General features: G+C 46.0%; 12 protein-coding genes. 4 read left to right on the top strand and 8 right to left on the bottom strand.

Going from position 1 to position 11,407, the window contains the following annotated elements; all coding sequences use genetic code 11:
* Positions 1–24: 24 nt before the first annotated feature.
* Genes lnt through AOC06_RS07655 form a run of 5 tightly spaced genes read right to left on the bottom strand, consistent with a single transcriptional unit; the run spans position 25 to position 5,550 of the window.
* Positions 25–1,530, bottom strand: coding sequence for an apolipoprotein N-acyltransferase (gene lnt, locus AOC06_RS07675; RefSeq protein WP_215379940.1), 1,506 nt, complete (start codon positions 1,528–1,530; stop codon positions 25–27).
* A 14-nt stretch (positions 1,531–1,544) separates the two neighbouring features.
* The gene (locus AOC06_RS07670) at positions 1,545–2,390 is read right to left on the bottom strand and encodes a CorC family transporter (RefSeq protein ID WP_215379939.1); all 846 of its coding nucleotides are present in this window, start codon (positions 2,388–2,390) and stop codon (positions 1,545–1,547) included.
* A 44-nt stretch (positions 2,391–2,434) separates the two neighbouring features.
* A complete protein-coding gene (ybeY, locus tag AOC06_RS07665; protein ID WP_215379937.1) occupies positions 2,435–2,893 on the bottom strand; it encodes an rRNA maturation RNase YbeY in 459 nt (152 codons plus the stop codon).
* Complete coding sequence (gene miaB, locus AOC06_RS07660; protein ID WP_215379935.1) at positions 2,883–4,229, bottom strand: tRNA (N6-isopentenyl adenosine(37)-C2)-methylthiotransferase MiaB; 1,347 nt, start codon at positions 4,227–4,229, stop codon at positions 2,883–2,885. Before miaB ends, ybeY begins: the two co-directional genes overlap by 11 nt.
* A 58-nt stretch (positions 4,230–4,287) precedes the next feature.
* Positions 4,288–5,550: a putative Na+/H+ antiporter gene (locus AOC06_RS07655; RefSeq protein ID WP_215379933.1), complete on the bottom strand. Its 1,263-nt coding sequence runs from the start codon at positions 5,548–5,550 to the stop codon at positions 4,288–4,290.
* 74 nt (positions 5,551–5,624) lie between these two features.
* Here AOC06_RS07655 and AOC06_RS07650 point away from each other — a divergent pair, with 74 nt between their 5' ends.
* Positions 5,625–6,017: an OsmC family protein gene (locus tag AOC06_RS07650; RefSeq protein WP_255879936.1), complete on the top strand. Its 393-nt coding sequence runs from the start codon at positions 5,625–5,627 to the stop codon at positions 6,015–6,017.
* A 28-nt stretch (positions 6,018–6,045) separates the two neighbouring features.
* Here the strand turns inward: AOC06_RS07650 and AOC06_RS07645 are convergent, their stop codons facing one another.
* Positions 6,046–6,333: a YMGG-like glycine zipper-containing protein gene (locus tag AOC06_RS07645; protein ID WP_255879934.1), complete on the bottom strand. Its 288-nt coding sequence runs from the start codon at positions 6,331–6,333 to the stop codon at positions 6,046–6,048.
* 26 nt (positions 6,334–6,359) lie between these two features.
* Positions 6,360–6,722, bottom strand: a complete 363-nt coding sequence (locus AOC06_RS07640) for a Rap1a/Tai family immunity protein (RefSeq protein WP_215351385.1) — start codon at positions 6,720–6,722, stop codon at positions 6,360–6,362.
* Between the two features lie 90 nt (positions 6,723–6,812).
* On the opposite strand from AOC06_RS07640, the gene AOC06_RS07635 reads away from it, so the two are divergent.
* Both AOC06_RS07635 and AOC06_RS07630 read left to right on the top strand, forming a co-directional pair.
* Positions 6,813–7,337 (top strand): gamma carbonic anhydrase family protein, encoded by a 525-nt coding sequence (locus AOC06_RS07635; protein ID WP_215379931.1) that lies wholly within the window; start codon positions 6,813–6,815, stop codon positions 7,335–7,337.
* 12 nt (positions 7,338–7,349) lie between these two features.
* Positions 7,350–7,979 carry a trimeric intracellular cation channel family protein gene (locus tag AOC06_RS07630; RefSeq protein WP_215379928.1) on the top strand — a complete coding sequence of 210 codons (630 nt, stop codon included), beginning with the start codon at positions 7,350–7,352 and terminating at the stop codon, positions 7,977–7,979.
* Here the strand turns inward: AOC06_RS07630 and AOC06_RS07625 are convergent.
* Positions 7,966–9,564 carry a gamma-glutamyltransferase family protein gene (locus tag AOC06_RS07625; protein ID WP_215379926.1) on the bottom strand — a complete coding sequence of 533 codons (1,599 nt, stop codon included), beginning with the start codon at positions 9,562–9,564 and terminating at the stop codon, positions 7,966–7,968. The two genes, AOC06_RS07630 and AOC06_RS07625, sit on opposite strands and share 14 nt — an antisense overlap.
* Positions 9,565–9,720: 156 nt before the next feature.
* Here AOC06_RS07625 and AOC06_RS07620 point away from each other — a divergent pair, with 156 nt between their 5' ends.
* Complete coding sequence (locus AOC06_RS07620) at positions 9,721–11,391, top strand: MFS transporter (protein ID WP_215379924.1); 1,671 nt, start codon at positions 9,721–9,723, stop codon at positions 11,389–11,391.
* Positions 11,392–11,407: the final 16 nt, after the last annotated feature.

The raw sequence follows: 11,407 nt of genomic DNA, 5'->3' as shown, positions 1-11,407 counted from the left end.
TTACATGGCGAAGCTGGGCGATTACTAAAACCGTCTTTGACGAATGATGCCAATCAAGAGAAGTAGGAAAGAGATGGTCAAAATTGGCGCATTACCCCAAATGACATAAGGTGTTCTGCCTGTGTAAGCCTGAACAGAGCCAACTAAAGAGGTTTGCGTAAATTTAGGCAATTGCTCAATCACTTTCCCATCTGGTCCTAGGACTGCAGTAATGCCAGTATTGGTCGCACGAAGGGCAGGCAGACCTGTTTCTAGAGATCGTAGTTGAGAAAGTCTGAGTTGTTGACCTGGGGCTTGAGAATCGCCAAACCAAGCAAGATTAGTGATGTTAATCAATAGATTGGTTGCTTCGGGGCTATGTCGAAGGCGGGTGGCAAGCTCACTACCGAAGACGTCTTCATAGCATATGGTGATCGCGGCAAAGAGTGGATCCTTGCCATCTCTCACAATCCTGAAAGGTGACTGACTCATCGAGCCACGTGAAAAGTCACTCAAAGGGACATTGAAGGCATTAACAAACCAATGAAATCCAGGGGGAATGAACTCTCCAAAAGGAACCAGGTGAGATTTATCGTACTCATATACTGCGGCATTTTGATTTAGTCCGAGCGCTCGATTTGAAAACTCCCTGCCATCGCTTGGATTGATACGTCGGCCGATGATCCCAAACAGTAATGTCTTGTGATGTTGATTGACGTTATCTTGCAAAGACTCCAGTGTGCCCTGGGGTAAATTGATATCAGGCCAAGAGAAGGCAGTTTCAGGTGCGACAATTAATTCAGCGGAAGAGCGCTTCATGACATTTGAGTAATAGTCAATTTGTTGCATTACGCCTTCGGGCCTAAAGATGAGACTCTGTGAAAAATTGCCTTGTACGAGCTCAATGCTTAAGGGTGAGCCGGTGGGCTTGGTAAAACTCCATAGCCCCCCGATCTGAACAAGAGTAACTATGAGTGCGACTGGAGCAATGCTGAGTACGGCATGTTTGCGAATATGCAAGAGTTGCCATGAACTCCACACTACTAGGAAGGTACAAGCTAAGCCACCGAGGTAAGGAGCTGCTAGCCCAAACGGACCATTCACTTGAGCTTCTGCTAAACCCAACCAAGGAAAGCCGGTGAGGAAAAACCCACGTAGGCATTCAATCAAGACCCAGCTGGCTGCAAGAAAGCATCCGGTGTAAAAAGAATCTTTCTTAAAGAAATAGAGTGGCAGACAGGCTAAAGAGAAAAATATTGCGGTATAGGTAGAAAGTAAAACGACCGCTGCACATGACAGAAGGAAGTTCATTTTTCCTACATCGTGCAAGCTGATGTAGATCCAGGATAGGCCCACTACAAAATAGCCCAAACCAAAAACCAAGCCTGCTAGCAAAAATTGCTTGAGCGATGCGTGTTTAAACTGAAGTAAACCCCACCAAACTAGGGTAAGAATCGGAATTTGAATCCACCCGCCATAAGGCAGTTCGGCCGAACAGGCAAGAACTGCGCCAAATAAGATGAGGGCGAGAAATCGGGTAGGATTTTTCAAAACAGCATGCAATCTCAATCAGATGTAGGTTTCTGATTGATTTTTCTTGCTAACAAAATATGAATCTGTCTAGGGTCGGCACGCTGAATCTCAAACTCGATATTCCCCAGTTTAATGAGCTCACCAATTTTAGGTACTCGACCCAGATGTTGAATAACAAGACCGGCAACGGTATCAATATCCTCTTCGGAAAAATCAGTCCCTACAACTTCATTAAATTGTTCGAGCTCAGTGATACCCTTGACCCGGATATCACCATTATCTAAGGCGATGATATTGTCAGCTTCTTCATCAACATCATGCTCATCTTCGATATCGCCCACAATTTGTTCAAGCACATCTTCAATGGTGATGATTCCAGCTACACCACTGTACTCGTCCACCACGATTGCTAAATGATTGCGGTTGTCTTTGAAATCCCTTAGTAACACGCTCAAACGTTTTGATTCCGGAATAAACACGGCAGGTCGTAACCAATCGCGCACCTGAAAATCTTTTTCACTGGCATTACGAAGAAGATCTTTAGCAAGCAGAGTGCCAATGATGTTATCTCGGCTACCTTCAAATACAGGAAAGCGGGAGTGAGCAGCAGTAATCACGTTTTGAATAATTTCTGCTAATGGTAGGTTGATATCAATCCAATCAATTTGGGCGCGAGGCACCAAAATATCGCGCGCACATAGCTGCCCCACTTGGAATACGCCTTCAATCATTGATAAGGCATCTGCATCGATCAGCCCCTCAGATTCGGCTTCTCGAAGTGTCAGGATTAATTCTTGACGACGTTCTGTGCTGCTAATGGGTACGGGGCTTAGAAAAGCGGTTAAGCGTTCAAGTAATGATTTATTGGGGTCGGGCATGGTGCAAGAATAGCGTAGATGGGGATGAAATTGGTTACAGTGGATTACTGAGGGGTATAGGGATTGGCAAAACCAAGCTCTTTGAGTAGCTTAATCTCAAGCGCTTCCATTTTTAGAGCTTGCTTGGAAATTTCATGATCATGGCCTTGGGCATGTAAGCAGCCGTGAATGATAAGGTGGGCTAGATGCGACTTCATGGTCTTATCTTGCTCTTTAGCTTCCTTTTGAATCACGGGAAGGCACAAGATGATGTCAGCATTGAGACTGGCTTTATCTAAAGCATAGGGAAAGGTCAGAACATTCGTTGCGTTGTTTTTCTTGCGGTAAGAGGCATTCATCTTCTTTGATTCAGCGGAATTCACAAAGCGAATGGTAATGAGACCTACTTTATTGGTAGCAGCTTTGATCCATTTTTTTAAAAGGGTATTAGATGCGACTTGATTGATGGCCGCTTCGATTGCTGGACTTGCGAATTGAATATCAATCTGAAGTTTAGATGACATGGGATTCAATCAATTCGCCGCGTAAGGTGTAATTCAATACCTCAGTAATTTTGACGTCCACCATTTTTCCGATCCAGCTATCTACATTGTGATCGGGTATTTCAATATGAATGATGCGATTATTTGCAGAACGTCCTTGAAGATTGATCCCGTCTTTTGCAAGACCCTCAACCAAAATGGTTTCGGTATTGCCAAGCATGCGTTGACTAATTTTTTCTCCCTGTGAGTCAATTAGTGCCAGCAGGGTTTGTAGGCGTTGGAGTTTGACCTCATAAGGCGTGTCATCAGTCAAATTGGCGGCAGGGGTTCCAGGCCGAGGGCTGAAAATAAAGCAAAAACTATTATCAAACTGAAGTTCTTCAACCATCTTGAGCAACTTATTAAAGTCCTCATCGGTTTCACCTGGAAACCCAACGATGAAGTCACTGGAGAGTGTGAGATCAGGCCGAACAGCGCGCATTTTACGAATGATGCTTTTATATTCCAGGGCGGTATAGCCGCGCTTCATGGCAGAGAGGACGGAATCGGAGGCGTGCTGAACAGGTAAATGTAAGTGGCTAACTAGCTTGGGTACTTTTGCATACACATCAATTAAGCGTTGCGTAAATTCTTTTGGATGACTGGTTGTAAAGCGAATCCGCTCAACCCCCGGAATTTCTGCAACATACTCAATTAGCAAAGCGAAGTCAGCAAGTTCACTGCTGTCACTCATCTTACCCAGATAAGCGTTTACATTTTGCCCCAGCAAAACAATTTCTTTAATGCCTTGTGCTGCCAAGCTTGCTACTTCGGTCAAAACATCATCAAGGGGGCGTGAGACTTCTTCGCCTCGGGTATAGGGCACTACGCAATAACTACAATACTTAGAGCAGCCCTCCATGATCGAGACGTATGCGGAGCCGCGGGTTTTACGTGAAGCTGGCAAGTGATCAAACTTTTCAATTTCTGGAAAAGAAATGTCTACTTGAGGCCTACCGGTTTGATGGCGCTGCGCAATCAGGTCAGGCAGGCGGTGGAGTGTTTGGGGGCCAAAGACCACGTCGACATATGGCGCTCGATTGATGATCTGCTGACCTTCTTGGCTCGCAACACAACCGCCAACCCCAATGAGTAAATTGGGTTTACGTTTTTTGAGCTCTCGTAATCGGCCGAGGTCAGAGAACACTTTGTCTTCTGCCTTTTCCCGAATCGAGCAGGTGTTCAAAAGTACAACATCAGCATCTTCTGGTGTGTCGGTGATGGTCATGCCCTCATCAGCATGGAGGATGTCAGCCATCTTGTCAGAATCGTACTCATTCATTTGACAGCCAAAGGTTTTGATATAGAGCTTCTTCATATGCCGTTCTCAGGTTTATAACTGGGGGCGAAGCGTTGATTTTACGGGATTGTACAGATCAGAGGAATCGATAGGCCAGGATCGTTACTAAAGTAGGCGGAATGGCTGCTAAGAGCAACATGCCAGCAGAAACAGCGGCATTCGGAAAATAAGGCCGCAGAATGGCCAATCCAGCAGGATTGGGGGCATTCGCGATGACTGTGAGGCCGCCTCCAGCAACAGCACCACCGACTAGGGCCAGTTTAAATTCCAGCGATGTACCCGTAACTAGAGAGCCTAAATACGTGAGCGCTGCATTGTCGGTTAGGGCGGTTAGACCAAGCGCACCATAAAAGACAGCAGTTGGACTCATGTTTTGCAAAATTGGTTGTAGCCACCATTCTTGTAGTCCACCTAGAACAATTAGGCCGGCCAAGAAGAAGCCTACCAATAAGGCCTCTCTCAGAATGAGGGGGCTTTGGTACTTGGGGTATGCGGTGGTGTAGCCAATGAAAAATAATAACAACCACATAAAGATCACTGGATCATGTGCAAAAACGACAACACCTACTAAAAATAAAAGATGAACCAAGGTCACTGTGAGTGGAGTTTTATCAGGACGTGTTTCTGATTGTGGCTCAACAAATTCTTTTCGTAACAAGACGGTGATGAGCAATGCGTTAATCAAAATTGCAATACAAGACTCAATACCAAAATGACTCATCATGAAGGCGCTATCCCAATTCCAAGCGGAAGCCACCATCAGAACGGGAGGCGCTGCAAAGTTTGTCAGAGTGCCGCCAATCGAGATGTTGACAAACAATACCCCTAGGGTGCCGAAGAGCATGAGCTTGGAACAAGAGTGGCGATACACCAGATCTCTCAATAAAAAAGCCGCCAAGGTCATTGCAGCAGCTTCTGTAATAAATGAACCGAGTACAGGCGTAATGCTCAGAGTTAAAAAATACAAAGTGGGCGTCGACTTAGTTCTCAAAACAGTTTGGAGAATTTTGCCAAGCGCGTGCAAGATGTGAGTCACAAAGTTGAGGATAGGCTTACTGCCGGCAACAACCATGATGGCAAAAACGAAGAGAGCTTCTGTGAAGTTTCTGGAGTTAGCGTAATGTCTGGCTATTTCTAGATTATCAACCAGGGCGAGAAAAACAATGAGGATGGCAGCCCAGAAACCAAAGACGATTTCAACTTCGCCTAGCAGGTGCCAAAGGCCTGCATGCCTTCGGTGACTCTTGGCTAAAGCCTCAAAATAAGTGGTGCTAAAAGTATGCAATACTGCAAGCGCAAAAATAGTACTAGCGCCGATTTCGGTGAGGGAGAAGTTCATACCGGCATAGTATCAGTAGATCTTTCGAGATAAATAACCTTCAGAATTAGTCGAAATTAAATAAAGAGAACGTCATGATCAGAAATGCACAATCCCAGTTCGGAGTAGGCTCATTCCAGCAAAAGCTTGCGATCGGAGATTTTCACTTATTGGCGGATGTCGAGGCTACTTCAGGTGGCGATAGTACTGGCCCTTCCCCACATGAGTACTTGGCTGCTGCTTTGGCATCTTGCACTAGCATGACCCTCAAAATGTATGCTGGTCGTAAAGCGATGAACTTAACTAATGCAATCGTCACAGTGCAGGTTGAGCGTGAGAATGATATTGAAAAATTTAACCGCGATATTCAATTATTTGGCGTGTTAAGTGAAGAGGAAAAACAACGCCTCTTAGAGATCGCTAATAAATGCCCAATTCATAAAGCACTCTCAGGCGAGATCCAAATAAAAACCCAGCTGGTGAATTAAACCAAGCTGGGTTTCAGGAAAACCGAATTTAGTTTGGGGTGGCAGGCGTTGAGCCGGTCTTGCCAGCCTTATAGCCAGCATTGTATTCAGAGGCTTGTTGTTTCTTGTAGGCGTCATACACATAGCCTGAAGCAGCGCCAACTGCTGCACCACCAACAGCTCCCCAAATCGGATTGCCATGAAGTACTGCCGTGCCAACAGCACCTGCCGCTGCTCCAATTCCTGCTCCAGATAAAGTGCGTTGTTCCGTATTACTCATATTCGAGCAGGCCGTGATGGCGAATGCAGTAATAAGGAGGGCGATCATTTTTTTCATATAACTACTCCTAAGATTGAACGGATTTATTGTTTAGCACAAGGAAAGCGCACTGCTAAAAAGCCTAGAAATGTTCCCGCGGCTGGTTTGTCTGCAGCTTGAGGATTAGTGCCAGTCCATTTGACAAAATCACCAATGACTTCATCGCGTTGTGGGGCAGGTTGTTTAACGCAAATAAAGGGCTTAGCCTTCTGCGGATGACGCGTAGCTAAATAAGTGTCATAAATTGCCGTTGTGTACCCAATGCAGAAACTCCGGGCCTCAGGACTGGCTGGCAATTTGCAGGAATTCACTAATTCTTGAGTACTTAAGACGGGAACTTTTTCATCCGCATAGACGTTGCCAACGCAGCTGGCGAAGATGCTCAGAGCTACTAGTATTTTTTTCATGTAATCCCCTTGAGTAAGTGATTTATAAACTTCAGTATATGATCGATTCAGTTAAACATGCGATCAATTAGGGTAATCCTATAATGTCTTATGGCTATATTTGAACTGGAAGGCATTGCTCCCGCATTAGCGAAGAGCGTATGGGTTGCCGAGAGCGCTGAAGTGATTGGTCGCGTAGCGCTTCATGAAAACGTGAGCATTTGGCCTCAGGTTGTCATTCGGGGTGATAACGATCTAATTCAAATTGGTGAAGGTAGTAACGTTCAGGATGCCTCGGTATTGCATACCGATCCTGGCTTTGAGCTCTTGATTGGTAAGCACGTCACAATAGGTCATAAAGTGATGTTGCATGGTTGCCAAATTGGTGATGGCAGTCTGATTGGTATTGGTGCCGTTATTTTGAATGGCGCCAAGATTGGTAAGCATTGCTTAGTTGGCGCAGGTGCGCTTGTAACTGAAGGGAAAGAGTTTCCAGATGGTTCGATGATTTTGGGTTCACCAGCCAAAGTCGTGAAGATGCTTGATGATGAGCAAATGAAAAAGATCGAAGACATTGCTGGACGTTATGTCAGCAACGCCCAGCGCTATCTGAAGACCCTCAAGCCTATTTCCTAATCTAGACTTGCCATGCAAGATATTCAATTTTGGATCAGCATTGTTGCCACCGTTGCTTTCGCAGTAACGGGAGTGTTGGCGATTGCGGACCGTGGCGTTGATCTTTTTGGAGTCCTAGTGCTGGGGGTGATTACCGCAATTGGTGGTGGAACGATTCGAGACATCATTTTGGGTGTCCCCAGTTTTTGGTCACAAGCGCCACTGTATGTATGGCTTGCTTTAGCCGCCAGTATGGCTACCTTTGTTGCTGAATCTTTTTTTACTCAACCCCAAATTTATCGATCCATGCTGTATTTGGATGGTTTGGGTGCAGCCTTATTTGGCATTCAAGGGGCGTTCAAAGCATGGCAGCTGGATTTTGGTTTACCAGTCGCCCCCGTGATTTTGGGAGTAGTCACCGCGATTGGCGGCGGCTTATTGCGAGATGTTTTGGCGGGTAGAAAAACTTTACTCATGTCGCATGAGTTGTATGCAATCCCAGTTACCTTGGGTTGCTGTCTTTATATTTTTGCGCTCAACTTTTTGCCGGAACACCGTTTTGAATCCGCAGTGCTCTGCATGTTCGCCATCTTTGGCTTGCGTGCAGCAGCGATTCATTGGAATTTGAGCGTGCCCAAAGCTTTCATCACTAAAACGCGCTAACTGCTCCATCGCTGCGGGGATCCCAGCCACCCCTTAAAGTGCCTGAAGGTTCGCGAATAATGCAGCCAGCATGTCCCACGGTTTCATCGAAGGCGTCGAGCATTTCAATTTCATGACCCAGTGCATGCAATTCTTTCGCAACCCAAGGGCTAAAGCGGGATTCGAGTTTGAGGCTGTCGCTTGTCTGACCCCAAGTACGCCCAAGTAACCAGCGTGGGCGACTGATGGCATCTTGTGGATCAAGGCCATACGTTGCCGTTCTGGTGAAGACTGCACATTGTGTTTGGGGTTGTCCATCGCCACCCATCGTTCCGTACACCATCGTCTTGCCATCTTTGAATAAAGCTAGTGCAGGATTGAGGGTGTGGAATGGTTTGCGATAAGGCTCAAGGTGATTGAGTGTTTTCGGATCTAGAGAAAAACTGCAGCCACGGTTTTGCCAATTGACGCCTGAACTTGGCAACACAATCCCGGCACCAAACTCGTGATAAATGCTTTGAATGAAAGAAACGCTATTGCCCTGTTTGTCAACTACACCCATCCAGATCGTATCCGCTGGACCTTTGCCCTGGCCCCAAGGTAATGCTTTTTCAGGATCAATATTTTTTGCTAGCTTCTTTAAAAAAGCAGGAGCTAAAAAAGATTGCGCTTGTTTTTTCATGTATGCAGGATCGGTAACGAATTGATCGCGTACTTTAAAGGCCTGCTTGGTTGCTTCAACACAGTGATGAACATATTCTGCGCTATCGACTTTGAAGCGCTTGAGATTGAGTTGATCCAGAATCCCCAGAATCATTAAGGACACAACACCTTGCGTTGGCGGGGTCATGTTGTAAACATTGCCCAAGCTATGTTTGAGCTCGAGAGGATCAATCAGCTTGGCATGATGGCGACGCAAATCACCAAGTCGTAGTGGGCTTCCTAGTTCAGCAAGCTCTTTGGCCAGCAACTCAGCAAGATCGCCGCGGTAGTAATCCTCGGTTCCTTTTCTGGCAATTTGTCGTAAGGTTTTTGCCAGACGCTCTTGTTTGAAAATACTGCCGACTGCTGGAGCACGTCCATTAACAAGAAAGGTTTCTGCAAAACCAGGAATGGGACTTAACTCTTCTCGTTTCTTAGCAGTCAAGCTAGATTGACTGAAAGTGACTGGCACACCAGCTTCTGCATAGTGAATTGCGTCTGCTAGTAATCGTGAGAGCGGGATCTTGCCTCTTAAGGCTTTCTGAGAAAGTGCTTGTGCAGCTCCCCAGCCTGAAATCGTTCCTGCAACGGTATTTGCAGCTACTGGACCCCTGAAAGGGATGGCTTTAGTAATGCCTTGATTCGCATACCATTGTTTAGTGGCTAGGCCTGCAGCAGCCCCACAGGCATCAATGCCGCCCATGGCTTTGCCGGGGGAGTGAATGACCCAAAAAGAATCTCCGCCAATCGAGTTCATGTGGGGATACACCACGGCAATGGTTGCAGCTGCCGCAATCATGGCCTCCAATGCGTTACCGCCCTCTCGCAGAACGGCTACTGCAGATTCTGATGCTAGGGAATGAGGTGCAACCGCCATTCCTTGAATACCCCATTTTTGTTGCATATATCGACTTAGCCTTATTGAATACTCGATTGTAGATCGCGGGAAAACCCCAATCTGTTTTGATGAGGAATTACCCTAAGTAATGGATTTATCTCGATTTTTTCACAGCATAATTGCTTCGTTGTTTAATTCCATAAAAATATTTAGGAGCTACTGATGTCAACATCAATCAAAGCAGCCCCAATGACTGCCGCAGAACGCAAAGTGATTTTTGCTTCTTCACTCGGAACAGTCTTTGAGTGGTACGACTTTTATCTATACGGTTCATTGGCTGCCATTATTGCCAAGCAATTCTTCTCAGGCTTAGATGCGGGCTCTGCTTTCATTTTCGCCTTATTGGCTTTCGCTGCCGGCTTTATCGTTCGCCCTTTTGGTGCATTGGTATTTGGTCGTCTAGGTGATTTGATTGGTCGTAAGTACACCTTCTTAGTGACTATCCTGATTATGGGTGGATCCACCTTTGTGGTTGGTATTTTGCCAAACTATGCAACGATTGGTGTGACTGCTCCAGTGTTGCTGATTGCCCTGCGTTTATTGCAAGGCTTAGCTTTAGGAGGCGAGTATGGTGGTGCGGCAACCTATGTTGCAGAGCACGCTCCTAATGGTAAGCGCGGTGCCTATACTGCTTGGATTCAGACCACAGCAACAATGGGCCTCTTCCTTTCCTTGTTAGTGATTTTGTTCACTCGTGAATTCACCGGGCCTGATTTTGAAGTTTGGGGCTGGCGTGTTCCTTTCATCGTCTCGATTGCACTCTTAGGTGTTTCAGTATGGATTCGCATGTCAATGAACGAATCACCAGCGTTTAAGAAGATGAAAGAAGAAGGCAAGTTGTCTAAGTCACCTCTGGGTGAGTCTTTCGGTCAATGGAAGAACTTGAAGATTGTGATTTTGGCGCTCTTTGGTTTAGTTGCTGGCCAAGCTGTAGTTTGGTACACAGGTCAGTTCTATGCTTTGTTCTACCTTACTCAAGTTCTGAAGGTAGACGCTAAAACAGCTAATCTATTGATTGCGGCTGCCTTGTTGGTTGCCACGCCATTCTTCGTCGTATTTGGTAGCTTGTCCGACAGAATTGGTCGTAAGGTGATCATCATGGGCGGTTTGTTGTTGGCGGTGATTACCTATATTCCAAATACTCCAGTCTCCGTATTTAATGGACTGACACACTTTGCGAATCCTGCATTGGAAAATGCAATGGCTACATCACCAGCGACAATTACTGCTGATTTGTCTGAATGTACTTTCCAGTTCAACCCAACCGGTACTGCGAAGTTCACCAGCTCTTGCGATATTGCAAAACAGGTGATGGCTTCCAACTCCGCTAGCTACACCACAGTTGCTGGACCAGCAGGCAGCGTGGCTAAGGTCAAGATTGGAGAAACTGAGATTGAAGGTTATTCATCAAAAGGTCTCGATCCAGCTGAAGCAAAAGCAAAAGATGCAGCATTTAAGAAAGCGATTCGTGATGACTTGACAGCTGCCGGCTATCCAGTCAAAGCAGATCCAGCTGCAATTAACTACTTTGCAACCTTCTTGCTCTTGGCTTTCTTGGTCTTGTTGGTAACGATGGTATACGGCCCAATCGCCGCAATGTTGGTAGAGATGTTCCCAACCCGTATTCGTTACACCTCAATGTCCTTGCCATACCATATTGGTAACGGTTGGTTCGGTGGCTTGCTGCCAACCATCTCCTTTGCCTTGGTAGCGCAGAACGGTAACATTTACTACGGTCTCTGGTACCCAATCATCATTGCTGCAATGACCTTGGTTATTGGTACCTTGTTCGTTCGTGAAACTAAAGATGTGGATATTTACGCACGTGACTAAGTAGTTGAATACAGTC

Source organism: Polynucleobacter paludilacus (genome assembly GCF_018687595.1).
Lineage (GTDB): Bacteria > Pseudomonadota > Gammaproteobacteria > Burkholderiales > Burkholderiaceae > Polynucleobacter > Polynucleobacter paludilacus.
This window is presented reverse-complemented; position numbering and strand designations above follow the sequence as displayed.